This window comes from Bdellovibrionales bacterium, from assembly GCA_018266295.1.
Classification (GTDB): domain Bacteria; phylum Bdellovibrionota; class Bdellovibrionia; order Bdellovibrionales; family Bdellovibrionaceae; genus JACMRP01.
On record JAFEAQ010000004.1, the window covers coordinates 234,804 to 261,080 of the forward strand.

Below are 26,277 nucleotides of genomic sequence, written 5' to 3' on the forward strand. Positions count from 1 at the left end.
GTGATGTTAGAAATATGGCTCAGAAAAAATCTCAAAATCACGTTTATGATTATGCAATTATCGGAAGTGGACTCAGTGGCTTGAGTATCGCAGCGGCATTGAGCCGCTTCACCGACAACATCGCTTTGCTTGAAAGTGGCGATGTTTCTGGTGGTATGAACCGCGCAATTAAATTCCCGACGGGTGTTACTAATAACGGTCTTCGTTATGTCCCTGACACTGAAAGCGCACGCAATGCGATCGACTTCCTTGAAAACGTTCTTGGACTTAAAATCGCCGGTGAAAGCCAAGAGCTTCCGCCGATCACGTATGCTTCCGGCACCTTCAAACCGTTTGTCGGCTTCGGTGAAAACCCTCCGCCATTCTACGAAGAACTCAACTATTTCACGGCCAATAAAACTCTTGGCTTGAAGCTTGAGCCTTATGCTTGGACGCAATTGTTGTTTGAAAAATTCAAAGGCGAGTTCATGCCGCGCTCTTATGTCACAAAGTTCAACGCCGTTGGCGAAACTGTGACTCAGGTGACTATTAACGGCGCGAAAACTTTGAGCGCACATAATTTCATCTTCTGTGGCTCCGTGAAAGACCTTGCTATCTTGTTGCCTGAAGATGCTATTTCTATCCGTGCTCGCCAAAGACTGAGCAAAAATACTTACTGGACAGCTTTGTGTCTTGATATCTGCCACACTCGTGCAGTGACTGATGTTGCTTCTATGCACATTCTTAACGGAACTACGGAAGACGAAATCGGACCTTGCGTAGGCCGCTTCTCTCCAGCTGTGACGGAGGGCGAACAGACTTTGCAGGCTTCTCAGTGGATGACCTTCATTGAAGACGAAGTGACTGAAGACAGCGAAGTTGTTGGTGCGGCTCTTAAAAAAATCAAACGTCAAATCAAGCGTGCATACCCTGAAGCTCTTGAGTCTGTTAAGCTTGAGCGCATCGTGGTAGCCCCCCAAATCGCGGGTGACGGCGAATTGAAACTCAATGGGAATCAATCCCTTCCAGGCTTGAATAACCTTTGGGTCGCTTCTGGTCCGGTGAACGCTCAGAAGAACCTCATCGGCGCTCTTGCACAAGCAAATCTGGTAATGGCAGCTCTTGGTTTCGATGTGACTGCTCCAGTAGTTTCTACTGAAGCTGAAACACAAGCAGAAACTGATTCAGAGACTCCTGCTGAAATGTAATTCCTAGACCCTAAGACGGTACCCTGCCGTCTTAGCATTTGATATTCTTCATAGGATTTAGCGGAGGCTACTATGAAGAATATCTTGATCCTTTCATTATTCCTTTTGGCGTGCAGCCACTCTTCGACGAAAACAGATTCCAGCAGCAGCGGTGGCACTTATACCGGCCTCGGCAAAGATTCTATTTCCGAAGCAGATCTTCAAAAATACGCGCCACCTCCTCTCAGCGCTGCCACCGAAAGAAACATCCGCGAAATGCTCGATATTTCTTTCCCGGGAGCCGGCCTTTTAACTCCGGATCAAAAGCAGTTCTTCTTCACTTGGAAAATCACGGGCGTTTACCAAATCTGGTCCCTGGAATCGAATCGTGAATTTCCAGTTCAACTCACGGCCGGCAAAGACTCTACCCGCCTCGACAATGTGACTCCGGACGGAAAATGGCTTGTGGTTTCCCAAGACAAAGATGGCGCAGAGAATCCCGGGATTTACTTGCTAAGCCTTGATGGTTTGCAAAGAAAGACGATCTTCGAGAGCCCTAAGGTGCGTGCGGGTGTTGCATTTATTTCTGATGATTCTAAATATCTCGTCTACTCTGCCAATGACGAAAAACCGGATAGCTACACGTTTTATAAGTATGATATCAGCTCGGGTCAGCGCGAAAAAATCTTTCGCGAAGACGGCCAGTGGTTCTTGGCCGACTATTCTCGCGACGGCAACCGTTGGCTCATGGCCAAGGCGACGACAAATATTTATCGCGAATATTCTGAATACAATCTGAAAACAAAAGCCCTCACGCCGGTTCTCGGCCAAGAGGAAAAAGAAGACTACAGCGCGATCTACGCTAAAAATGAACGCGATCTTTTAGTTGTGACGCCAAAATTCGGCGACTTCAAAAAACTGTATCTTTATAGAAATAAAAAATGGACGGAGCTCTTCGCGCCAAAAACCGGCGACGTGGAAGACCTTCGCATGGATCACAAGAAACAGCGTATCTTCGTGACTACCAATGAAGACGGCTACGCAAAATCTTACGTTTTTGACTCGACTTCCTACGGTCCTATGAAGCTTCCGGCATTACCAAATGGCGAGAATGTATACGTTGGCATGAGCAGCTGGGACGGCGACGTCACAATGTTCTCTGTTTCATCCTACAATACACCTCGCAAAAGTTTTGCTTATAACTGGAAGACTAAACAGTTAAAACAATGGGTCTTCCCAAGCGCTCCGGGAGTTGATTTCAAAAAATTCGTTCCAGCAAAGCTCGAGTATTACACAGCTCGTGATGCGACAAAAATCCCGATGTTTGTTCGCCGTCCGGCAAAATGCGCTTCTGAAGCCTGCCCTGTGATCGTTCACTTCCATGGCGGCCCCGAAGGCCAAAGCGTTCCAGGCTTCAACTCCGTGGCGCAACTCTATGTCGATGCAGGATTTATTTTCGTTGAACCAAACGTTCGCGGCAGCGAAGGCTACGGCAAAGCATGGCTGCATGCTGACGACCAAGCCAAGCGCCTCAATGTCATCACAGATATTGAAGATGCCGCAAAATTCATCCGCGAAAACTGGAAGGTCACAAAGATCGGTGTCATGGGTGGAAGTTACGGTGGCTACTCGACATTGATGGCCATGACAAAATTCGCGGGCGCTTATGATGCCGGCGTAGCAAGCGTGGGCATGAGTAACCTTGTGACCTTCTTGCAAAACACCGCCCCTTACCGCCGCGCCCTTCGCACGCCAGAATATGGCGATCTCGACAAAGACCACGACGCCCTCGTAAAGCTTTCGCCAATTACTTACATCAATCAGGTGAAGTCGCCATTGATGATCACTCAAGGCGCGAATGATCCGCGCGTTCCGGCAGGTGAAGCGCTGCAAATCCAAAAGCTTCTCGAGAAAAAAGGCATTCCATCGAATTTGATCTTGTTTGCCGATGAAGGCCACGGATCAGAAAAGAAATCCAACCAGATCCTCGAGATCGGTCACACGATGGACTTCTTCAAAAAACACCTTATGAATTAATTTGCCGCTCCCCCAATCGCGTTGACACTCCTCCACACCGGTATCATAAGAAGAGAATATTCTTTGAAGATACCTGTGGAGGTTTCATGTCCATTCAAGAGCTCAATGAAGATCAGATTCACACAATGTCCCTCGAAGAGAAGGACGAGTGGTGGTTAAAAAACGTCTACAAAGGCGACATGCCACAACTGACCCTTCGTTCAGCCTTAACCGGCGTGATTCTGGGCGGGATCTTAAGTCTGACAAATCTGTACATCGGCATTAAAACCGGCTGGACGCTGGGTGTGGGCATCTCTTCGGTGATTTTGTCTTTCGCGTTCTTCAAAGCGATGGACAAGATGAAAATCGGCAGCCACATGACGATTCTTGAAAACAATGCCATGCAATCCATCGCAACCAGCGCTGGTTACATGACAGCTCCAATGATGGCGTCCATCCCGGCGTACATGATGGTCACCGGCCAAGTAATTCCGATGTATCAAACAATCTGGTGGATTATTGCCCTGGCGGTCCTTGGAGTTCTGTTTGCTTTCCCTCTGAAAAAACGTTTTATCAACGATGAACAAATGCCCTTTCCAGAAGGATATGCTTCCGGCGTGGTTCTCGACAGTCTTCATTCGGATGACGGCGCTTCGGGTGTTTTCAAAGCAAAACTTCTCGTTGGCGGCGCAGGCCTTTCTGCGCTCATCGAGTTTTTACGTGCGGAACCCATCCTCACGGCCCTGAAACTAAAATTCTTGGCCTTGCCTCAGTACTGGGATGAATTCATTTACAAATTCGTCACTCCGAGAATATTCAATACTCCGCTCAAAGACCTCACGGTTCAGTGGGACACTTCGATCGTGATGCTCGGAACCGGCGGTTTGATGAGCATGAAAACCTCCATGTCGATCTTGATCGGCGGCCTTATTAACTATTTCTTGTGCGCGCCGCTTTTGATTCAAGCCGGTGTGATTCCAGAGGCGAAATTCAAAGCGATTGCCATGTGGGCGCTTTGGGGTGGAGCTTCGATCATGACGACGTCGTCTCTGTTTTCATTCTTCTCTAAACCGCAAATGATCGTTGAAGCTTTCTCAAAAAGCTTTAAAAAAGGCCAGAAGCACAAACACCACGACGTGCTTGCTAAAATCGAGTTACCAATGTGGATTTTCGCTATCGGCATTCCGGTTGTGGGCGCGATTGTCGTATACCTTGGCCACATTTGGTTTGGTGTGCACTATTGGCTCGGCCTGCTTGCGATTCCGCTCGTGTTTGTCTTTACTCTGATTGCCGTGACTGCAACCGGCCTGACGGCAATCACTCCAGGCAGCGCCCTGGGTAAACTCACGCAAATCACCTACGGCATTCTAGCTCCAGGCAATGTGACGACAAACTTGATGACGGCAGGAATTACCTCTGAAGTTTCTCTGAACGCCAGCAACTTGTTGATGGATATTAAGCCCGCCTACATGCTGGGCGGAAAGCCACGTCACCAAGCTGTCGGCCACGTGCTAGGAATTTTTGCCGGCGCGTTTGTCGCAGTTCCGGTGTTCTACTCACTTTTCCACGGCGATATTTCCCTCCTGACCTCAGATGCTTTGCCACTTCCGGGCGCGGCGATCTGGAAAGGTGTGGCAGAGGCGTTGACAAAAGGTTTGGGCAATCTGCATCCGTCGGCTCAAGCTGCCGCGGTGATCGGCGCGCTCCTTGGAATCTTGATTGAGTTCCTCAACAAGAAGACACGCGGCCGTTTCCCGCTGTCGGGTGTAGGTCTCGGTTTGGGCTTCGTTCTCCGTTTTACCGATTCTTGGTCAATGGCTTTGGGCACGTTGCTCTTCTGGCTCGCTCGCAAGAAATTCAAAGATCAAAAGAGCTTCGGCTACCGCGCCTTCGTCGAGAATCAAGAAACGATGGCTGCCGGCGTGATTGCGGGCGGTTCTATCATCGGAATTGTCCTAATTTTGCTAGAAAATGCATTAACCTAACTATTTGATATTATTTAAATATCCATACACTTGTGCGCCTATATAGGTCCTCCAATATTGGCGCCCAAATATTGTGCAAAACCCTCAGAATTGCTCACGAATATTGCTTGCCCCGGATGGGGCAGCGTGATATCCCCTATGGCCAACTATAACTCACTTTTCGATAAGTACTGGTCCCGCATAATAAAAAGGGAAATACCTGTAGCTCCTCTCACGAGATGCAGGCTCTGTCGAAAGGGTGGCTAACCAGATAAAAGGAGAGACCATGGCTCAAGTAACCATGAAAGAGATGCTCGACGCAGGCGTTCACTTCGGACACCAAACACAGCGTTGGAACCCAAAAATGAAAAACTACGTATACACAGCTCGTGGAGGCATTCATATCATTGACCTTCAAAAGACTGTTGTACGCGCTCAAAAAGCTGCGGAATTCGTAAAAGATATCGCTGCTAACGGCGGTCGCTTGATCTTCGTAGGAACTAAGAAGCAAGCTATCGAACCTATCCAAGAAGCGGCTCAAAAATGCGGTCAATACTACGTTACTAAGCGTTGGTTGGGCGGCATGATGACGAACTTCGAGACTATCAAGTCTTCTGTAGCTCGCCTTCGCAAAATCGACCAAATGAAAGAAAAAGGCGAAGACAAATACCTCACTAAAAAAGAACGCGCTGGTTTGGATAAAGAATACCAACGCTTGTCTGAGTTCTTGAACGGTATCCGTGAAATGAAGGAAATGCCTGCAGCTATGTTCGTTGTGGATCTTCCTAAAGAACACATCGCAGTTGCTGAAGCGACTCGTTTGGGCATCCCAGTAGTTGGTATCGCTGATACAAACTCTGACCCAGAATTGATCCAATACCCAATCCCAGGCAATGACGATGCTATTCGTTCCATCAAGTTGTTCGCTAACATGGTAGCTGATGCTTACCTCGAAGGCGCTAAAACTTGGGAACAAAAACTTCGCACTATGACTGACAAGCAATCTGACTTGGCTAAAGAAGAAAAAGGCGAAGTTGCTGAAGCAGCTCCTAAAAAACGCGCTCCACGCGCTGGTGGCGCTCCTGCTGGTAAAACTGCAGCTGCTAAACCTGCTGCGGGTCCTGCAGTTGTTAAAGCAACTAAAGCTCGTAAGCTTGTTGCTGCTGGTACTGCTGAAGACGTTGAAATCCAAGCTGAGCTTGAGAACAACGAAACTTCTTCTGAAGACGCTGAGTAATCAGCTCTTCCCCAAAAATGAGGCAGCTGCGTTCTCTTTCAGAGGCCAGCTGCTTTGTTCTGTGTCCTAGATTTTTATATCGTTTAATTCTTAGATTAAAGGAGATCTCCTTATGTCAATTTCCGCTACTCTCGTAAAAGAACTTAGAGAAAGAACTAACGCCGGCATGATGGATTGCAAAAAGGCTCTCGAAGAAACTAAAGGTGACTTCGATGCAGCTATCGAATGGTTGCGCGTAAAAGGTCTGTCTGCTGCTGCTAAAAAAGCTGGCCGTATCGCTGCTGAAGGCGTTGTTTTCGCACAAACAGTTGGCAACACTGGCATGGTTGTAGAAATCAACTCTGAAACTGACTTCGTAGCTCGTAACGATGGTTTCAAAGCATTGGTGACAGATATCGCTCACCACATCACTCACGCTGTTAATGCAACTGGTGATATCTTGGAACAAGTTTTCCACAAAAATCCAGCTAAGAAAATCGGCGAAATGATGACTGAGGCAACTGCGACTATCGGTGAAAAAATCGTTATTCGCCGTTTCGAGCGCTATACAGCCGCTCCTAACAGCATCGTTCACACCTATGTTCACGGTGAAGGCAAAATCGGCGTGTTGATTGAAGTTGCTGCTTCTAACCCAGCTGCTACAAACAACCCTGAAATGCGCACTTTCGCACAAGACGTTTGCTTGCACATCGCTGCAATGAACCCAATGGCAATCTCTTCTGAACAAATCCCTGCGGATGTCGTTGCAAAAGAGAAAGAAGTTTTGAAAGCTAAAAACATCGAACAAGGTAAAAAAGCTGACATGATCGATAAGATCGTAGAAGGCCAAATCCGTAAGTTCTTGGCTGAAAACTGCTTGGTTGACCAAGCTTTCGTTAAAAATCCAGATATCAAAATCAGTGATTTGGCGAAAGAAGTTGGCAAAAAAGTGGGTGCTGATTTGACTATCAAACGTTTCACTCGTTTCGAGTTGGGCGCTGGTATCGAAAAGAAATCTGAAGACTTCGCAGCGGAAGTTGCTGCGCAAATGAAAGGTCACTAATTTGGCGTCACCTGCTTATAAAAGAATTTTGCTAAAATTGAGTGGTGAGGCTTTGGCGGGCAGTCAAGGTCAAGGCATCAACAATACAGTCATTAAGCAAATCGCCCAAGACGTAGCAGAGGCTTTCAAAGCAGGTGTGGAAATTGGGATCGTCATCGGCGGCGGTAACATCTATCGTGGTGTTGCCGCTTCTGCTGAAGGCATGGACCGCGCGAGTGCTGACTATATGGGAATGCTCGCGACTTGTATCAATGCCCTTGCTCTCCAGGACGCTCTTGAGAAAGAGAATGTTCCTACCCGCGTGCAAACAGCTATCGAAATGGCTGAAATCGCTGAACCTTACATCCGTCGCAGAGCGATCCGCCACCTTGAAAAAGGCCGCATCGTTATCTTTGGTGCAGGCACCGGGAACCCGTTCTTTACAACAGACACAGCGGCGTCACTTCGCGCGATGGAAATCAGCGCTCAAGTGATTATGAAAGCCACTAAGGTCGACGGAATCTACGATAAAGATCCGAAGAAGTTTGCAGACGCAAAGAAGTTCGATAAAATTAGTTACATCGATGTTTTGAACAAAGGCTTGAATGTGATGGATTCTACGGCCATCAGCCTTTGCATGGATAACAAACTCCCGATCATCACTTTCGATATGACCCACAAAGGGAATGTTTTGAAAGCTGTGATGGGTGAAAACATCGGTACTCTCGTTCAATAAAAGAGGAGATAGACATGCTTGCAGATGTAAAAAAGTCCGCTCAAGACAAAATGGATAAATCATCAAAAGCTCTCGTTGAAGAGCTTAACAAGATCCGTACAGGCAAAGCCCAAGTGTCTATGCTTGACGGTGTTAAAGTAAATTACTACGGAAGCCTTTCACCTTTGTCTCAGGTGGCTTCTGTTTCTTGCCCAGACGCTAAATCTTTCTTGATCGCTCCTTGGGAGACTTCCATCTTGAAAGAAATCGAAAGTGCGATCATTAAAAGCAACCTCGGTATGGCACCAATGAATGACGGTAAAGTGATTCGTTTGAAGGTTCCTGACCTCACTGAAGAACGCCGTAAAGACCTTGCGAAGCAAGTAAAGAAGGTTGCTGAAGATTCTCGCGTCGCAATTCGTATGATTCGCCGTGATGCTAACGAAGCAGTCAAAAAGGCTTTGAAAGATAAAGCGATCAGCGAAGATGAATCTAAAAAATCTGAAACTGAAATCCAAAAGATGACTGACGATTTCATCAAAAAAATCGATCAGATCGCGGACGAAAAAGAAAAAAGCATCATGACCATCTAAGCTCGGTAGCTGAGCTTTTTTCCGGAGTCCGAATACATGGCTTTACCTAAACACATTGCAATCATTATGGACGGAAATGGGCGTTGGGCCCAACTCCGCCGTAAGCCACGTGTGTTTGGTCACGTCAAAGGGACTCGCGTCGCCAAAGACATCATCACAGCCTGCTCTCGTAAAGGGATCAAACATTTGACCTTGTATGCTTTCAGCACCGAGAACTGGCTGCGTCCTGAAACCGAAGTGTCGTTCTTGATGAACATCCTTCGTCGTTACCTCAAAAAAGAAACTGAAAACCTGGTGAAAGAAAACATCCGTTTCTCAATCATCGGTGATATCTCTAAAATTCCTGCTGACGTTCGCGATGCCATCACTAAATCTATGCAAGCTACTGCTAAATGCACGGGTCTGCAGTTGGTGTTTGCGCTCAGTTACGGTTCTCGTCAGGAAATCACGGAAGCGGTTCGCACCATCGTTGCGAAAGTGGCTACTGGTGAAATCAAAGCCGGTGAAATTGATGAATCTACGATCAATGCGGCTCTCAGCACCTATCCTACTCCGGATCCGGATTTGATTATTCGCACAAGTGGCGAGCTTCGTCTTTCGAACTTCCTCATGTGGCAAGCGGCTTATAGCGAATTTTACTTTACTTCTACGCTGTGGCCGGATTTTACTGAGGCCAGCCTAGATAAAGCCCTGCAGGATTATCAAAGCCGTCAAAGAAGATTCGGAGCTGTTGCACAAAATGACGAAAACCTTTCTCACTAGATTCATCTCTGCTGTTGTCGCTCTTGGTGTTCTCTTTGCTATCTACTATTTCTTGGAACTCACTGGTCTTCGTCTCATTTGTTATGCCGCGGTTTTGATCGGCGGTTACGAACTCATTCAAATCTTGCTTCCTAAGGGCACCGGTAAATTTCATAAAGGCCTCTTTTACGTCATTTTACTGATGATCTTCCACGTGGCCGCCAACTACCCGTCTTTTGCTGTGGTGGCGTTTTCAGTGCTCACTGTGATCTTCTGGGTGTTGAGTGTTCTAACTCACCAAGGGTTCCCTGAACTTGACGGACTCGTTCGCTATCAAGCCAAGGCTGTAATGGGCTTCGTTTATTTGGGTCTTCTGCCTTCTTACGCTTACCGTCTCTTAGATTTAACTCACGGACTCGTATGGTTTGCGACTCTGCTGGCCGTTGTTTTTGCTGGCGATACGGGCGCTTACCTTGTTGGAATCCTCGCTGGAAAGCACAAAATAAACCCGCGTTTGTCCCCGAAGAAGACCTGGGAAGGTTCCATCGGCGGCCTTATCGGCTCATTGGTTGCTGGCTATGTTTGTTCACGTTTTCTTCCCGATATTCAACTAAATGCGATCCTCGTCACATCTGTTTGTGCAGGCTTCGTCGCTCAATTCGGTGACTTCTTTGAGTCACTGATTAAGCGTGTTGCAGACGTCAAAGACTCTGGCAGTTTGATGCCGGGCCATGGCGGGATCTTAGACAGAATCGACGGCGTGTTGTTTGCCAGTCCTGTTTTAATGCTTGTGGCTTCTCTTTTTGAGTCACAGTATTAAAAAAGCATCAGGTAGAACGTCTAGGTACCCGTAATTCACCACACCAATCTGCAAATTTCCTAGCTGATACAGTGCCTCTATTAGTAAAATAGAGGGATATGGAAATTATCATCGGCTTACTTAAAGGCGTCCTTAATTCAGCAGTTCCCTTCGTAATCCTCCTCGGAATTTTGATCTTCATTCACGAATTTGGTCACTTCATCGTGGCTCGTTTGTGCGGTGTGCGCGTCGAAGTTTTCAGCTTGGGATTTGGAAAGAAAATCTTCCAATACAAGCGTGGAGATACTACATATTGCATCTCAATCATCCCATTGGGTGGTTATGTGAAGATGTTTGGCGACCAACCAGGTGCTGAAATCGCTGAAGCGGACAAGCCATATTCATTCACACATAAAAACGTGTGGCAGAGAATCGCTGTAGTTCTCGCCGGCCCGTTGATGAACTTCTTCTTTGCGATTTTCATTTTCTTCGTCGTGGCGTTTATCGGTGAAGATTATCGCGCACCAAGAGTGGGCGATTTGGAAACGACTTCGAAAGCTTACACAGCTGGTTTCAGATCCGGAGATAAAATCCTTTCTGTCAACGGCGCCAATGTAAATACTTGGGAAGAGTTCGAAAGCAAGCTTTCAGACATCCACGACACTCAAGCCATGGTGGATATCCAACGCGGCACTGAGAAAACCTCTTTGAAAGTGGATATTACTGGCAAACCAAATCCAAACGTTCTTAGCACGGATCCTACTGTCGGAGAAATCGAAGGCCTTTCACCAATGTCGAAGGCGGCTTTGATCGGCGTACAAAAGGATTCTCCTTTGGCAGCGTTGGGGCTTAAAACCGGTGACCGCGTAACGGCGATCAACGGCCAGGCGGTTCCTTACTGGCGTGATCTTGAAGCGACTTTGGCAAAACAAGATCCAAAGCAAGCTTTGCAAATCGATGTCGAACGTGGCCCAAGTGCTGAAAATAAAAATACAGAAACGATGAGCGTGACGCTAGCTCCGATGGCTCTTCCGAAGTACGACTTCCAAACTTTGAAACTTGAAAGCTCGGATTTGTATCTTGGTACGATCCTTGAGGGCACTCCTGCAAAAACGGCGGGCCTTTTGCCCGGCGACCGCATCATGCAGATCAACGATACGAAGATCGAAAAATGGGATGACGTTATTTCTTCTGTGAAGTCTTACGACGGCAACAAAGAAGGCGTGAAACTTCAAGTCATGCGCGGTCCAGAGCTTTTGAAAATGACGATCGTTCCACAGATGATTTCACAAATGACTCCAGGTGGCGTTGAAGATAAGCGCTACACGATCGGTGTCGCTCCTTACATCAACTTTGCGATGCCTGAACTTGTAAAAATCAGCACAAGCAACCCCGTTGAAGCGATCAAAATCGGCGTTCAGCGTACTTGGGATGTTTCAGTGATGACAGTGATGAGCTTCGTTCGCTTGTTTGAAGGTAAAGTTTCACCTAAAAATATTGGCGGCGTGATCTCAATCGGACAGGCAGCAAGCGAGACTTTCAAAATCGGTATCAGCCCGTTCTTGAGAATGATGGGTTTGATTTCTGTGAATCTCTTTATTTTGAATTTGTTGCCAATCCCAGTTCTTGATGGCGGACATCTTTTGTTCTATACCATCGAAGGACTGAAGGGCGCACCGATCAGCATGAAGAAAATGGAGATCGCACAACAAGTGGGTCTAGTTCTGTTGATGAGTTTGATGGTCTTTGCGCTATTTAACGACTTCACTCGTCTATTTGGAAACTAATTCATGATCGTTCTCGCTATGGAAACCAGCACCCAGCTCGGCGGGGTTGCGGTAATAAAAGACGGACAGGTTCTAGCAATGGAATCTTCCCTCCGTCAAAAATCCCATAGCGAGGTCCTCAATCGGTTCATCCATAACTGCCTCGATAAATCTAATATCAAGCTCGAAGAGGTCGACGTCTTTGCCGTCGGCCAGGGTCCCGGCAGTTTCACCGGCATTCGCGTTGCTGCCAATGCGGGTAAGAGTTTTTCCTATATCTACAATAAGCCCCTGGTCACAATCGACTCGTTGGTTTTGCTCGCAGCCGCCGTAAAAACCCAACTACCAGTTTTATCAATCATCAATGCTTACAAGAACATGGTGTACCTGGGCCTCTTCGACCTGAACAAAGGTCCAGAGCCCACTTACATCATCGGCCCTGATGCTGTTCCCGTGCAAAAACTGGGAAGCCTCATCACGCAAGATGTTCTCGTTGTCGGCGATGGTTATGAAACTTATCAAGAGTACTTGCCAGAAGATCTGAAAAGAAAATTTCACAGGGATGCACAGTTCAGCGATCAGCCGCTTGCTGAAACCTTGGGTTTGCTCGCAGAGAAGCGTGCAAAACTTAACAAGACTATTGAATGGAATTCATTTGTGCCCCTTTATATCCGAGCCTCCGAAGCCGAAGAGCAAAGAAAGGGGATAGTGATTTCCCCGCTCAAGTAAATTCGGAGTAGGTCCCATGGAACGTGACTTGGATAATGAATCGCAAGATGTGATTAAGCTGAAACCTTCAAATTCAGACAAGGCCCCCGCAAAAATTTGGACAGTGGCTTCAGGTAAAGGTGGCGTAGGTAAAACCTTCGTAACTTCCAGCTTGGCCATTTGCCTCAGCAAAATGGGCCACACGGTTGTCATCGTAGATCTTGATTTGAGTGGTGCCAACGTTCATACAACATTCGGTCTTTCACCTTCCTCAGACAGCATCCGTCACTTCTTCGAAGGTTCTAAAACTTTGCAAGACCTTGTGATTCCTACTTCTATTCCTCGCGTTTCTTATATTCAAGGCTTCTGGGACGCCTGGGCTCCGACAGATATCTCTGTCGAACAAATCCAACACTTGGCTCCAGAGATCAGAAAGCTTAACGCAGATATCGTGCTTGTTGATTTAGGTGCCGGTGCTCTTGCAAGCCACCTTGAAATGTTGAAGCTTACCGATGAAAAGATTCTGGTGTCCTCACCTGAACCTACGAGCATTGAAAAAACATATCGCTTTATCGAATCCTTTGTTTGCTATTCACTGCAAGAGCACAGCATTCCTGAAGCATACGATCATATGATCAAAACTCTGCGCGAGAACCGTCATGGTCTAGGTGAAAAGCACTTCTCTTTTAGAACTTATCTAAAACAAAACTCCGGCATTCAACCTGACTATTTCGAAAGCCTCATGTCGAAGCCTTTGAGACTCATCGTGAATTCATGCCGTAGCCAAGCTAACTCAGAACTTGGCTACTCAATGAAGAGTGTTTGCTACAAATACTACGATTTTAAAGTCGATTTCCTCGGCGCCATTGATTATGACAATGCGGTGTGGCAGTCGATTCGCAATCGCGAACCTGTTTTGATCGCTCAGCCATTTACTCCGCTTGCGGGTCAATTTTTGGCAACATGCAAACATCTTATTGATCCTAAGGAACTTCGCGCCGTAATATAATATACGGATGATGAATGTAGGATCGAGAAACAATTATTACGATATCCTGGAGCTGAATGCGAATTCAGCCCAACACGAAGTGACTAAGGCTTACGAAAGAGCCAAAGCCACTTATTCTGGTGATAATCCAGCGATCTATACTATTTTCTCTGAACAAGAGGCCCGCGAACTCTTGGTTCTCATCGAAGAAGCTTACTCTGTTCTTGGTAATAAAAATCTTCGCAGTGTTTATGATCAGCGTTTGCTCAGTGGGCGCTTCCAAATGGAAGACTTGTCTTACGACGCCATCGTTGTTGCCAGCAAACAAATGTTTCCTGAGCCAAAACAGGAAGAAAGAAAAGCTGAGTACAAAAAAGACGAAGCTTTTGAAAAAGAAATCGCAGCCCGTGATGAGTGGAATGGCGACTTCCTCACACGTGTCCGCGAATACAAAAAGATCACCGTTCAGAAAATGAGCGAAAAGACTAAGATCAATTCCTATTACATCACTGCTATTGAAAAAATGGATCCGCAAAACCTGCCGGCACCTGTTTTCATCCGTGGTTATGTAGTTCAGATGTCAAAAATGCTCGGCCTTGACGAGAAAAAGGTCGCCGACTCTTATATGAAAGTGTTGAAAGCAAACACTTCGATAAAATGATTCTTTCATTTACCTGTACTGAAGAAATGCTAGGACTCAGGCTCGATAAAGCCTTGGCCTTGCGACCCGAGATAGAAACGCGTTCGCGCGCTTCACATCTGATTGATGATGGCCGCGTCACCGTGAACGGCCGTCCGGCCAAGTCATCTCTTGCTTTGAAAGCCGGCGATGAAATCTCGATTCAACTGCCAGAACCCGAGCCAACGGAGCTTGTCGCTTACGACTTCCCTCTCGATATTCTTTTTGAAGATGAGCATATTATCGTAATCAATAAGCCTTCGGGTCTTGTGGTCCACCCGGCGGCGGGCCATGCACAAGATACTTTGGTGAACGCACTCATTCATCATACAAAAGATCTCTCGATGAAATTCGGCGAGCAACGTCCCGGAATTGTTCACCGTCTCGATAAAGAAACCAGCGGTGTCCTCGTTGTTGCTAAAAATGATAAAGCTCACGAACTGCTAACGAAGCAGTTTAAAGACCGAAGCATTCATCGTATCTACTATGCGGTTTGCATTGGCGTACCAAAGCCCCCTAAAGGCACCAGTCATTCTTACCTGGCTCGCCACCCCGGAGACCGCAAACGCTACGCCTCCGTTCTTGGCGAAGACCGCAAAATTCAAACGACGAAGTCACCGGAACCTTCTATCGGAAAGTGGGCCGTTACCCACTATGAGATGCTGAATAACCACGGCGGTCTCAGTTACTGCAAAATGAAGCTCGAGACGGGTCGTACGCATCAAATCCGCGTACATCTTTCGGAAAAAGGCACACCGATTGCCGGCGATGACCTCTATGGTGCGGATAAGAAAATTAAAAACATCGCCTCTAAAAAGATTCAGTCAGATTTAAAAAACCTCCACCGTTTTCTGCTTCACGCGGCCGAACTAGGGTTTACCCACCCCGTATCGGGCAAAGAGCTTTTCTTTGCTAAAGACTGGCCGGCGGAAGTTAAGACATTAATTCAAGAATGGGGGCTCGAATGAAGGTCACCGAAACGAATCTCGGTTATTTGATTGAAACTCCGAAGATCACGGTTTTACTAGGCGGCGTAAAAGCCCAATTAGTAAATCTGCAAGCTTCATTTCCCGATTTCCAGTTTCTGCGTGTTAAGCAAACCCATAGCGATATCGTCGTGCACTCAAAAGATATGACACTAGATTATAAAGTTGAAGCCGACGCTCACTTCACCGAAATTGCTAAAACCGCAATATGCATCTCAACAGCGGATTGTATTCCAGTTTTTATCTACGATACAAAAACGGAAATCATCGCCGGCGTTCATGCTGGCTGGCGTGGAGTTGCAAATCAAATCGTGCCAAAAACTTTTAAACGTCTGCAAACTATGGGGTGCCTTCCCGAAAATATGCACGTCATCGTGGGGCCGCATATTCAAATGAATAGTTTTGAAGTAGATCACAATGTGCGTGATGAAATCCTGTCCAGCATTGATTTTGGCGCGGTCCATGAAGATAGTATTTATCACAAAAATATCAGTGCAGAAAAAGCGCTGGTCGATCTCAACCAAGTGATGCGCACTCAACTACAAAATTGTGGGGTGGCATTTGATAATCTTTATAATCTCCACATTGATACGTTTATTGATCCACGTTTTCACTCTTATCGCCGCGATAAAGAGAAATCGGGACGTCAAATCAGTTTCATTTGTAAAAACTAGACCCACGACAATGCAGAAATCACTGTATCTCGAAATTAAATGACCTCTATCATTTAGTAATGAAGTTATTTGTCGCAAGTCTGTTGTCAGGTCTTTTTTTCAGCACAACTCTTTTCGCGAATCCGTCACGCCCCGTGTGCTCTATGCAGTTGCTATGCGATCAGATGAGGAACACCAACACGGTTCTGAATTTTGACATTCCTGAAAATACGAACAGTGAAAAGTCTCTTGAAAGCTTGGAGCCTCTCTTTGCCGAGAATCAAGCGGCGATTCTTGAATTGCTCGCGCAAAGAAAGTCTTCGCTTTCTCAGTCGACTTTTGATTCTTTGGTAAAAGCAATTTCCACGGTCACTTTAGGCAACTTCGAAGATCCAAAAATTAGAAAGGTCTTTCCGGGCGCCTGCAATCGCCCGAATGCTATCTATATCGCCGGCATGCATAAGGTTTACGTCTGTCCTAGCTTACTGAGTTACCCACAAGGAACGCTGAAGCAAATTCTAGCGCACGAATTGGGTCACGTGATTCAAAAGCTACAGAATCACATTCCGTGTTTTAAAGACTTTCCGAAAAAACAAGTCGATGAGATCTTTGCTGATTGGGTTGCATCGAAAGTGCTTTCCGAGAAAATTGCGCTTGAGCGCGATAAAAGAGCCGCCGGTAAGCAAGCTTTTGAATCACAGCTACTGTTCTTGAGCCTGGCTTGCGGTCAGCCGCAAAAAAAGCCGGATTGGGCGCAGACTCACCCAAACTTTCAAAACCGTATTGAGCAGATTTTCCTTTCTCAGCCGGCGTTTCAAGAGGCCCTGCGCTGTCATTCTAAGAGCATGAATTCCTGCGGCTAAACAGGTTTCGTGAATTCTTCCAGGGTTTAACCAAGTTCTGAAATCCCCCGCATGCTAGCATTCCAGGCAAAACCCCTAAGATGCCGGGAGGCTTGCATGAAACAAATGATCCTGTTTTTGGCTTTTGTTTGTACTCTTCCAGGCACGTCCTTCGCACAGAGGGATTCGCAATCTCTGCCCATCGTCAATGCGAAGAAATCTGTCATTACGGAGAGTATTGCTAAGGACGCTTATCTTTGGGGTTACCCACTCGTGCGCTTCGAGCGCACGAAGAAACTCATGACAACGACCCCAGGCTACGGTCACGCGCCTATGAACCACTTCTTTCACGCAAGTCAGTTGCCAAATCCCCAGGACCGCTCAGTGGCAAATCCAATCCCTGATAGTCTCTATTCTTCTGCTTTCTTGGATCTGCGTGAACAGCCCATGGTTCTGCAAACACCGCGAATTAAGGATCGTTACTATAGTCTGCAGGTTTTCGATGCTTTTAATAACAATATCTCTACCATTTCATCAAGAACACGCGGCGAAGCTGCAGGTAAGTTTTTTATTACGGGCCCTAGATACATTGGTGCAACTCCAACTGGATTTGAGCACATTCGTGTACCGACAAATTTCGCTTGGATTAATGGACGAATTCAAACTGAATCTCCATCAGCCGTGCGCAGCTCTCTGATTCTGATTCGCAAATACGATTTAAAACCTTACAATGTCTATCTCGGAAAGCAGCGATCTGGAAAAGCTCCTATCCTGAGTGCAAAAAGCACTGGTGTGGTAGATCCCCGCACGATTGCCAATGCAGGAGTTGGTTTCTTTGACGAGCTTGGCATCGCCCTTCGAGAAAATGAGCCAACCACCCTCGATACCCCTATGATGAACAGATTCCGCTCCGCAAATATCGGCGCCGGGGTAAAAACAACACGCTTCATAAACAATCGCGAAACCCGCGACTCTTATATCCGAGCCATCGCCTCGGCGGAACTTGATATCGATAACGCGATCAAAACAAAACTCGTTACCAATCGTGCCGGATGGAACTATGTTATCGCGACGCCTGAAGTTCAAACCAATCCCACTCTGCGAGCGGCAATGAGCAAAGTTTATTTTGGCCAATCCATTCCGCTCGAATCACTACATCCGGTTTCTTATGTCGATAACTACAACACGCGTTTGAACGGAAATGCGACTTACGTCCTTCGTTTTGCCAAAGGTAAATTGCCGCCTGTCGGAGCTCTGTGGTCCGTAACTCCTTATAATGCAACTCAAAAAAGTCTTATCACAAATAGCCTGCATCGATATGCCATCGGTAGTTACTCAAGAGGACTCAATTACAATCCGGATGGCTCTTTGGATATTTACATTTCCGCGAATGAGCCGCGCGGGTTCACCCAAAACTGGTTGCCCGTTCCTCGAGAAAATTTCTACATCATGATGAGTATGTACAATCCTACCACCGACGTCATTGAAGGAAAGTATACTTTGCCGCGAGTTCAGCGCGTGAACCTGACCCCTGTTATTTCATCAATTAATTTTTAGACCCTTGCTTTGCGGTCTATATTAGATCCCCTGGTGCGGCTTTGCCAATCCAGGGGTGACTCAATCCCCGCAATCCGCTAAGTTATCCACATGATTCTTGAACAGGATTTCTATTTTCAGAAAACCGAGGACGTCGCTAAGAAACTCTTAGGTAAGGTTCTCTACTTTCAAAATGAAGATAAAGAAATTTTATCGGGCCGTATTGTTGAAACTGAAGCCTATACGGGAATCAAAGATCCCGCAGCTCACACATTTGGAGATCGCCGAACCGAGCGCACCAAATCCATGTATCTTGAGGGCGGTCACTCCTATGTGTATTTCATCTATGGCATGTACTACTGCTTGAATTTTGTGACTCGTAAAAATGACCCGGAAGCCGTGCTGATTCGCGCTTTGGAGCCACTCCATCACTCTGGAGAAAAGCCGCCGAAGAAGGATCTACATACCAATGGTCCAGGCAAGCTCTGCAAATATTTTGGTATCACTAAACAGCAAGATGGCCTGAAGCTTTGGAAAAAACGCTCCGGACTTTGGGTTGAGGATGATGGTTTCAAAGTAAAAACCAAGCAAATCGTGAGTGCTCCACGAATTGGCGTCGACTATGCGGGTGCAGCTGCTGCTTGGCCGCTCCGTTTTTACCTCAAAGATAGTTTTTGGGTCTCACGGCCTTAATCTAGAAACTCGACAAATAAACAATCCCCGTTAAGTCCGGCTCTAGAGTTCCCGATCTAGAACAGGCATGATTCAGCTTGGTTTTTCACTCTTAATATTATTCATCGGTCAGCCATCGTGGGCCCAGCAAGTTGGCATTAAGTGGTCTGAAGGTGAGCACCTCGAACTCGGCATTGAAGGCTCTACCGCAGCCTGCAAGGCACTTGGTATTTCGGCAGAGAAATGCCCGAATCAGCGTATCTTTCGCGATGATCGCAAATACACTTTTCAGTATGGTGAAATTGTGACATCGGCGGACTACTACAACAATCCTACCGACTTTGCCCAAGATAAGAAATCGGCGATCGTCAAAATTGTAAAATGCGCTTACAAGCAAAAGAGCGTACATCCAAAACAACGCACTGAAGACATCGAATATCCGAGCTGTGATTCGACCGGCGTATTGGGAATTCCTGGCTATCTCGAAGTTGTATCGCAGAACTACAACCACTTCGGTTGGAACAATATGGTTGCTTACGTTGAATATCACGGTAAAGCTCTGCAGTTTGCAAAACGCTCTTATGATTTGAGATCCTCAGATTCGGTGCAAAGCCGTGCTTATCTTAATAAAGCTATGATCTTTAATGCCTATGCCGATCACTATCTGACGGATGCATTTGCTTCCGGCCATATTCGTGTTCCGCGCATTCAGATTAAAGAATGGGCCAAAGACGAACTGCCGGGAACTCTCCGCTCTTCTCGCGGTGATTTGCTATCGATGTTTTTGCATAATACTGAAAGTCTGAACCTTCGCACTCGGAAAGAAGAAGGTCTTCGCGTACAGAACTCCCGCGGTGATGTTTGGATGACCCGTGGTGATGGGCATCTGAATCTTTTTGCAACAGATTTGGACCCTACTCTTGCGCTGCCGCGCCAGGCAGTGGCTGAGTCTTTCAAAGATATTCTTTTGGCAGCCTTCTATGGCGATTTGCCTGAAGGTGTCTACCAAGCGACCCAATTCGTGCCTTTTCAAAACGACATGCCTTTAATTGATAAGCTTTCGCCGGAACATCAGCACGTGAAAAAGCAAAGTGATGTGGCTTGGTTGATTTTCTCAAGCGCTCCGATGTCGGAGAAGTTCATCTTCTTTAAGTCTGACTTCGCGAAGATGTTGGACGGACTCGCAAATATCTTTGTCCGCTTCCGCCATGACGTCGCTCATGACCAGGCCCAAAACACAGAGCTCAAAACCCGCCTGCCAAATAAATATCTGCAAGCGTATCTCGACGTAGAGTAATTTTTAGTTTTTAAAATTTGAATATTGAGAAGTAAATGGTGGCTCGGGACGGAATTGAACCGCCGACACAAGGATTTTCAATCCTCTGCTCTACCGACTGAGCTACCGAGCCATTCGAAATCAGGAAGGTCCATTAGTTACCTTCCCGATAGGCTTAGTGTCAACTATTTCACCTTATCAAAAGCTGATTTTAAGTCGGCCAAAAGGTCCTCGAGATCCTCGATCCCCACAGAAAGGCGGATCAAAGTGTCGTCAATGCCCAGAGCCTTGCGGTTTTCCGGTGGCACGGACGCATGCGTCATAATCGCTGGATGCTCAATCAAGGACTCTACTCCCCCCAAACTCTCTGCCAGCGCGAAAACGCGGACATTTTCAAGGAAGATCCGAGCCTCATCAAGGCCCCCTTTGATGTAGAACGTGATCATTCCGCCCATTCCAAGCATCTGTTCTTTCGCCAAAGCATGCTGAGGGTGAGATTTCAGGCCCGGATAGATGACTTTTTGTACTTTTGGATGAGTTTCAAGGAACTCCGCCACGGCTTGGGCGTTGCTCGCATGAGCTTTCATTCTCAATGGCAAAGTTTTCAAACTTCTCAAACACATGAAAGAGTCAAAGGCCCCTTGAACGCCCCCCATAGAGTTGCTCAAGAACGCGAGCTTTTCAGCTAAATCCTGACGATTGGTCACGGCAATACCGCCAACCACATCACTATGACCACCGATGTACTTCGTAGCCGAGTGAACAACCACATCCGCACCCAAAGTCAGAGGTCTTTGGAAGTAAGGGCTCATGAACGTGTTATCAACAACTGTGATCACACCTTTTTCAGCCGCCACCTTGGCAATTTTTTTGATATCAACCAACTTCAAAGTCGGATTTGTCGGAGTTTCAAGCCACACCATCTTGGTGTTTGGCTTCAACGCCTTCGCGAAGTTCTCTGGGTTCGTGAGGTCTACATAAGAGAACTCAAGGCCGTTGTTCTTAAGAACGCGATTGAACAAACGGAACGTTCCACCATACATATCATCACCAGCAATGACATGATCGCCCTGCTGCAAGAAATGAAGGATCGTTGTCGTTGCGGCACAACCAGAAGCAAAGGCAAAACCGTATTTGCCGCCTTCAAGGTTTGCTAAGCAATCTTCGTAGGCTCTGCGAGTCGGGTTATGAGTACGGCTGTATTCCCAGCCTTTGTGCACACCCGGAGATTCTTGTACGTAAGTAGATGTCAAATACACCGGAGTCATGATTGCCCCCGTTGTTGGATCAGGTTGTTGTCCTGCGTGGATCGCGCGAGTGGCGAAACCAAGTTTGCTCATATCATTTTTCATGGCGAATCCTTATTTCTTTGCGAGTTCTTCGAGAGCTTCTTTTGCTGAGATCACTCGATTGAAGGTGTTTTGCAAATCTGCCGCCTTCATCAAGCCGTTTTCAACCATCCATTGATCGTTAAACGCTTTGCTGAGGTAAGCTCGACCACTGTCTGGAAAAATCACGACGATGTTAGATGGCTTTTCCAATTTTTCTGCTGCTTTTGCTGCTCCAACTAGTGCTAAACCGCTCGATGGACCTACCAACAGACCTTCTTTTGCTACCAATTCGCGCGTGATATCAAAAGCCTCTTGGTCCGACACCTTAATAAAGCCATCGTACAACTTCAAATGAACATTTCCCGGCAACATGTCTTCGCCGACGCCTTCGACTTTATAAGAGCCTGGAGGGTCTACGACTCTATTGTGATAATACAAATCGTAAAGAATGCTGCCGATTGGGTCCGCGCAGATCACTTTTGCATGTGGGTTTTTCTCTTTCAAAAACTTTGCGCAACCTGAAAGTGTTCCACCAGTGCCGGCTCCGCCAACCAACATGTCGACTTTGCCTTCCATTTGTTCCCAAATTTCAGGTCCTGTTGTCTCATAATGACGTTTAGGATTGTCTGGATTGTGGAATTGATTCACGAGGAACGCGCCTGGAATCGTATCTGCAAGCTTTTGAGCCACAGAATAGTGTGACATTGGATCTTCTGGAGCAGCACTCGTCGGAGTGATGATCACGCGAGCTCCATAAGCACGAAGGATCGCTCTTTTTTCTTCACTCATCTTCTCAGGCATCGTGAAAATGCATTTATAGCCCTTCACTGCCCCGACGAGCGCCAAACCAACCCCTGTGTTACCCGAAGTTGCTTCGATAATTGTGCCACCTGGCTTCAAATCGCCGCGCTTTTCTGCTTCTTCGATCATTGCGATCGCCACGCGATCCTTAATACTGCCGCCTGGATTGAGGTATTCCACTTTCGCGAAAAAATTATGTTTCGAGTTAGGGAAGATTTTCTTGAGTTGAACAATAGGCGTGTGCCCGACGGTTTCGAGGATACTTTTATTATAAGACATGTGGGAAATGGACTTTCTCTAGTTTTCGAGTTCTTTTTTGGTTTGCTGGCGCAAATAAACGGTGTTCATCGACTGCAGAACCGTATTCATTTGAGTCAATGGATCGACAGAATAGTTCATGCCAAGCTTCGTCGAAAGCTTCTTAACCGTGTTCTTGTTGGGTTGATCCTTCATCAATTCATCAACCAACATCTCAAGATCTTGTTGCTTCGTGCAGACTCTTGTCATTGCTATCCTCCAACACCCCCACTGTATCACCCACCTCCGAAAGAGTGAAAAAAATTATCAAGGAGTGGGCCAAAAAGAAGCATCAAAAACGCTGGAAACTGCAGCAAAAGCAGCGGAGCGAGCAGTAGAAAGGGTAGCTTCGCCAGTTTACGATTGATTTCATCTTGGCAGGCTTCGATCGTTTCCTGCTCCAGCTGACACAGATAAACATAAATACTTTCACCGCGCATTCCCCGCTCCAGTAGTTCGAGCAGACTGCGCCGGTATTGCGATTGATGCCGTACCAGCAAGTAACCCACCGGCAACCCCTGATCCAAGTGCCCGAGCCATTTTGAAACGTCTTTAGCAAAGCTTGAGCGCTCGGCCCTTACATAACTGAGCACACCCGTGCGGGTAGAATGGCCCGTTTCGATCGACCGCTTCACATGTGCGATGAGTTGCAGCGGTGGCGCTATGTGGTCCATTGAAGTCTCCTGCCGATGACAAAAACTGTCACCACCCCGATAAAAAACAAAGTTCCTGACACCAAAATCAGTGTCTGATGCTGATAAAAACCGAATTGAGTGATCATAAAAAGCAACAATCCGGCAAAAAGAAGCGTCGAAATGGCTGCTTGCATGCGAATTTGCAAACTCACTTGTCCAGACCTACGTCGAAAGTCCTCCAACGTTTTCAAATTCCGGCGCAACGAGCGCAGTTGATCGACGCATTTCGCCTGAGACTTCTCGATGCGGCTGAGTTCTCCAAAAAGTTTTTTCAAAGAGGGGGATTTCAAACTCGCAGGAGAGTTTTCCACCGCGATTGCATGAACAAGGTTTTCCCACGAAACCCGCAGTAGGCTTGGCTCTTGTCGCGACAACATCACCAAAGATGCGCGCAAAGAATGGCCGGATTGAACACTTAATATCAAATGATCTAACATTCGCAGCGTGTGTGATTGGATCAGTTTTTCCTGATAACGAGAAAAAAGTTGTGGCAAAAGCTTTAGCAAAATAAAAACCATGCCGAAGAAAATCCACAGAAGACTCGGGTGCGGGGCCAAGATGACGAAGAAAACGATCATCAACGCCGCCAAAACCAGAAAAATGCGCGTGTGAAGATTCGAAAGGCCGATTTTTTGCAGAGAAGAGCGCAGAATCCGATGCGCGAACACGAATCCGAGACTCGTAAGCAGGATAGAAACATTCATGAGCGTGACCTCCATGCCAAGAGTTCTCGCAAAAAAGGTGCCCATGAATTTTTTTATTGACGGCGCAAGTCGAATTGTGAAGACTTAGGGTAAGAAGTTTATTGAAGCAGTTAACAACAACAACGATTGCATCCTAGGAGGAGCAAATGGCAAAAAAGAAAGCTACTAAAAAAGCAGCTAAAAAAACTACAAAAAAAGCTACTAAAAAGAAAGCTACTAAAAAAGCTTCTAAAAAATAGTTTTTTTGGTACTGATACAGTACTTTAAAACCCTCGGTGAAAACCGGGGGTTTTTTTATGCCTGAAATGCTTTTCTCTCTGTGTTTTCCCTCTGAGAGCTGGACTCTTGTCTTAAGAACAGGCTTTATTTTTTTCGCCGTTAATTACTGGCTCCGCACTTCTTCCTGCATCCTGCAATCAGGGCTCGCGCCCCGAACCCCCGAGAGCTCGGCCATCGTGGCCGACCTCCTAGTGTCTCCATAGGAAATAGAAAACCTCATAGCTCTCGCTGATATTGAGGTCTGTACTTGTATTAAAGTTCTTTTCCCTGACGGCCAGGACGGCCGGCAGGAAGGCCCTCTCATGGATGGAGGGACTTCGGTGTGCCCGAATCTGCTGTGACGAGTACTTAAGAAGATTAGTAAATCACAAAAAAAGCGGCCTAGAAGTAATACCCAGCGCCCACGGTCCCTGTCGGAACAATATTGCCATGATGAACATCGCCGAGCAGGACAAACTCCGCAAACAGCGACGTGCCAGCAAGCTCACCACGCAAGGTGGTGTACTGCAAACCAACGGAGCCTGAAAGGAAATCTGTGGCGAATTTGCCGTCGGCTTTTTCCTGATCTGTCAAAACTCGATCCAAAACGGCTGAATTCTTGTAATTTCCACCACCACTCGCGTTGTACCAGCGTGAGTAGCCCAATGTTGTATAAGGAGCGACCGTGTCGCCCAAGAATGTATGTTTCCACAAAAGGTTGAAGGAACTGTAACCATCGCCGCCACCAACTCCCGCCATCGCGCCGTCAGCATCTTCGAAGTTGATTTCGATATTGAAGCCATAAAAGCCCAAAGAACCGCCCAAACCCAGACCTAATCCGATCTTGCGGGCCTCGCGAAGAGCCAAGTTGTCAGCATAGTTGTTGTTTTCGTCTACTTTAAAGACACTCGCAGCTGTGGAGCTGAAGTCTGTTTCATCAAGATCTTGAGTGCTGGCATAAGACAAAGGCATGGCCAAAAATGCAGCGATAGCGAATAGACTCTGAAGATAACGCATTTAACCCCCTATAAAACGCGAGCTCTCACACCCTCTTCTTGGAAAAACTTTTTAAGAGCCGGTCCATCCAAGGGTTCCAAACGGAAGAGAAGCTTATGAACCAAGTTGAAAGTATCTTGGGACTTTTTCGTGCGTAGCTCACCCGTTAAGTAAGCCATGTCATCGCTTATCTTGATGGCATTATCAAGCAGTCTTCCCATGTCTTTGTTCTTCGACGTTTTGTCTAGGAGCGCCAAAGTCTTATTGAAGTTCGTCATCAAACGGTCCACCTGCGAGATCACGTTGCTGACAGAGCCCTCATTTTTTTCAACAAGTTCAATAATTTTGCCTGCTAAGCCATAGCTTTGCGAAATCAACTGGTCAATTCGAGGAGGATCTTCGCCACGGACATAGTCGCCGTTAGAGAGTTCTGCTGAATCTGTGCTGCCCGGCGAAATTTCGAGAAATTTTTCCCCGATCACGCCTGCAAGATTGATGAAATATTTAGAGTCTTTACGAATTGTCGGCCAAGCCTTCTTATCAATCGTGATTTCAAGACGAAGCTTCACCTCTTCGCCTTGAGGGCTTTTATATCCAGGTTCAAAACTGATTTTCTTCACCTTGCCGACTTTAATGCCCATCACGCGCACAGGAGAGCCTTCTTCAATACCACCAGCGTAGTTGTACATGACGTTGAGTTCGCGAGTGTTCGAAAATGGTGAAACCAGTCCCATCATATATGCAAAAGTGACAATAAGAATAATCGCAGCAAGTGCCAGCAAACCAACCTTGGTTTCAATCTTCATAACAAGTCTCCATGAGATTCAAGCATCCGGC

26 protein-coding genes and 1 tRNA gene are annotated in these 26,277 nt (G+C 46.7%); 19 read left to right on the top strand and 8 right to left on the bottom strand.

Annotation, left to right across the window (positions count from 1 at the left end):
* The first annotated feature begins 14 nt into the window (after window positions 1-14).
* The 19 genes from JSU04_01535 (at window position 15) to JSU04_01625 (ending at window position 20,379) form a co-directional block, all read left to right on the top strand.
* On the top strand, window positions 15-1,187 hold the full coding sequence (locus tag JSU04_01535) for an NAD(P)/FAD-dependent oxidoreductase (protein ID MBS1968955.1): 1,173 nt from the start codon (window positions 15-17) through the stop codon (window positions 1,185-1,187).
* Window positions 1,188-1,259: 72 nt separating this feature from the next.
* Window positions 1,260-3,203 carry a S9 family peptidase gene (locus tag JSU04_01540; protein ID MBS1968956.1) on the top strand — a complete coding sequence of 648 codons (1,944 nt, stop codon included), beginning with the start codon at window positions 1,260-1,262 and terminating at the stop codon, window positions 3,201-3,203.
* 86 nt (window positions 3,204-3,289) lie between these two features.
* The gene (locus tag JSU04_01545; protein MBS1968957.1) at window positions 3,290-5,167 is read left to right on the top strand and encodes an OPT/YSL family transporter; all 1,878 of its coding nucleotides are present in this window, start codon (window positions 3,290-3,292) and stop codon (window positions 5,165-5,167) included.
* 265 nt (window positions 5,168-5,432) lie between these two features.
* Window positions 5,433-6,383: a 30S ribosomal protein S2 gene (gene rpsB / locus JSU04_01550; GenBank protein MBS1968958.1), complete on the top strand. Its 951-nt coding sequence runs from the start codon at window positions 5,433-5,435 to the stop codon at window positions 6,381-6,383.
* Window positions 6,384-6,495: 112 nt separating this feature from the next.
* Window positions 6,496-7,425 carry an elongation factor Ts gene (locus JSU04_01555; GenBank protein MBS1968959.1) on the top strand — a complete coding sequence of 310 codons (930 nt, stop codon included), beginning with the start codon at window positions 6,496-6,498 and terminating at the stop codon, window positions 7,423-7,425.
* A gap of 1 nt (window position 7,426) precedes the next feature.
* A complete protein-coding gene (locus JSU04_01560; protein ID MBS1968960.1) occupies window positions 7,427-8,140 on the top strand; it encodes a UMP kinase in 714 nt (237 codons plus the stop codon).
* A 14-nt stretch (window positions 8,141-8,154) separates the two neighbouring features.
* A complete protein-coding gene (gene frr / locus JSU04_01565) occupies window positions 8,155-8,712 on the top strand; it encodes a ribosome recycling factor (protein ID MBS1968961.1) in 558 nt (185 codons plus the stop codon).
* 36 nt (window positions 8,713-8,748) lie between these two features.
* Window positions 8,749-9,474: an isoprenyl transferase gene (locus JSU04_01570; protein ID MBS1968962.1), complete on the top strand. Its 726-nt coding sequence runs from the start codon at window positions 8,749-8,751 to the stop codon at window positions 9,472-9,474.
* Window positions 9,452-10,273, top strand: coding sequence for a phosphatidate cytidylyltransferase (locus JSU04_01575; protein ID MBS1968963.1), 822 nt, complete (start codon window positions 9,452-9,454; stop codon window positions 10,271-10,273). Before JSU04_01570 ends, JSU04_01575 begins: the two co-directional genes overlap by 23 nt.
* A 98-nt stretch (window positions 10,274-10,371) precedes the next feature.
* Window positions 10,372-12,039, top strand: a complete 1,668-nt coding sequence (rseP, locus tag JSU04_01580) for an RIP metalloprotease RseP (GenBank protein MBS1968964.1) — start codon at window positions 10,372-10,374, stop codon at window positions 12,037-12,039.
* 18 nt (window positions 12,040-12,057) lie between these two features.
* Entirely contained in the window at window positions 12,058-12,747 is a 690-nt protein-coding gene (gene tsaB / locus JSU04_01585) for a tRNA (adenosine(37)-N6)-threonylcarbamoyltransferase complex dimerization subunit type 1 TsaB (GenBank protein MBS1968965.1), read from the top strand.
* Between the two features lie 16 nt (window positions 12,748-12,763).
* Entirely contained in the window at window positions 12,764-13,735 is a 972-nt protein-coding gene (locus JSU04_01590; protein ID MBS1968966.1) for a P-loop NTPase, read from the top strand.
* Between the two features lie 10 nt (window positions 13,736-13,745).
* Entirely contained in the window at window positions 13,746-14,375 is a 630-nt protein-coding gene (locus tag JSU04_01595; protein ID MBS1968967.1) for a helix-turn-helix domain-containing protein, read from the top strand.
* A 26-nt stretch (window positions 14,376-14,401) separates the two neighbouring features.
* On the top strand, window positions 14,402-15,361 hold the full coding sequence (locus JSU04_01600; protein ID MBS1968968.1) for an RluA family pseudouridine synthase: 960 nt from the start codon (window positions 14,402-14,404) through the stop codon (window positions 15,359-15,361).
* Window positions 15,358-16,053 (top strand): peptidoglycan editing factor PgeF, encoded by a 696-nt coding sequence (pgeF, locus tag JSU04_01605; protein ID MBS1968969.1) that lies wholly within the window; start codon window positions 15,358-15,360, stop codon window positions 16,051-16,053. The genes JSU04_01600 and pgeF overlap by 4 nt, the downstream gene beginning before the upstream one ends.
* Before the next feature lie 59 nt (window positions 16,054-16,112).
* Window positions 16,113-16,895 (top strand): hypothetical protein, encoded by a 783-nt coding sequence (locus JSU04_01610; protein MBS1968970.1) that lies wholly within the window; start codon window positions 16,113-16,115, stop codon window positions 16,893-16,895.
* Between the two features lie 96 nt (window positions 16,896-16,991).
* Complete coding sequence (locus tag JSU04_01615) at window positions 16,992-18,431, top strand: DUF1254 domain-containing protein (GenBank protein ID MBS1968971.1); 1,440 nt, start codon at window positions 16,992-16,994, stop codon at window positions 18,429-18,431.
* A gap of 90 nt (window positions 18,432-18,521) precedes the next feature.
* Window positions 18,522-19,103, top strand: a complete 582-nt coding sequence (locus tag JSU04_01620) for a DNA-3-methyladenine glycosylase (protein MBS1968972.1) — start codon at window positions 18,522-18,524, stop codon at window positions 19,101-19,103.
* 67 nt (window positions 19,104-19,170) lie between these two features.
* Window positions 19,171-20,379: a hypothetical protein gene (locus JSU04_01625; GenBank protein MBS1968973.1), complete on the top strand. Its 1,209-nt coding sequence runs from the start codon at window positions 19,171-19,173 to the stop codon at window positions 20,377-20,379.
* Between the two features lie 36 nt (window positions 20,380-20,415).
* Here the strand turns inward: JSU04_01625 and JSU04_01630 are convergent.
* From JSU04_01630 to JSU04_01665, 8 genes are all read right to left on the bottom strand, one after another.
* A tRNA-Phe gene (locus JSU04_01630) sits at window positions 20,416-20,491 on the bottom strand.
* A gap of 52 nt (window positions 20,492-20,543) precedes the next feature.
* Entirely contained in the window at window positions 20,544-21,698 is a 1,155-nt protein-coding gene (locus tag JSU04_01635) for a cystathionine gamma-synthase (protein ID MBS1968974.1), read from the bottom strand.
* Between the two features lie 21 nt (window positions 21,699-21,719).
* The gene (locus JSU04_01640; protein ID MBS1968975.1) at window positions 21,720-22,769 is read right to left on the bottom strand and encodes a cysteine synthase family protein; all 1,050 of its coding nucleotides are present in this window, start codon (window positions 22,767-22,769) and stop codon (window positions 21,720-21,722) included.
* Between the two features lie 18 nt (window positions 22,770-22,787).
* The gene (locus JSU04_01645; protein ID MBS1968976.1) at window positions 22,788-22,997 is read right to left on the bottom strand and encodes a hypothetical protein; all 210 of its coding nucleotides are present in this window, start codon (window positions 22,995-22,997) and stop codon (window positions 22,788-22,790) included.
* Window positions 22,998-23,023: 26 nt separating this feature from the next.
* A complete protein-coding gene (locus tag JSU04_01650) occupies window positions 23,024-23,461 on the bottom strand; it encodes a hypothetical protein (protein ID MBS1968977.1) in 438 nt (145 codons plus the stop codon).
* Window positions 23,449-24,186 carry a hypothetical protein gene (locus tag JSU04_01655; GenBank protein ID MBS1968978.1) on the bottom strand — a complete coding sequence of 246 codons (738 nt, stop codon included), beginning with the start codon at window positions 24,184-24,186 and terminating at the stop codon, window positions 23,449-23,451. Before JSU04_01655 ends, JSU04_01650 begins: the two co-directional genes overlap by 13 nt.
* A gap of 660 nt (window positions 24,187-24,846) precedes the next feature.
* Window positions 24,847-25,461, bottom strand: coding sequence for a hypothetical protein (locus tag JSU04_01660; protein MBS1968979.1), 615 nt, complete (start codon window positions 25,459-25,461; stop codon window positions 24,847-24,849).
* Between the two features lie 8 nt (window positions 25,462-25,469).
* Window positions 25,470-26,246: an MCE family protein gene (locus JSU04_01665; GenBank protein ID MBS1968980.1), complete on the bottom strand. Its 777-nt coding sequence runs from the start codon at window positions 26,244-26,246 to the stop codon at window positions 25,470-25,472.
* Between the last annotated feature and the right edge of the window lie 31 nt (window positions 26,247-26,277).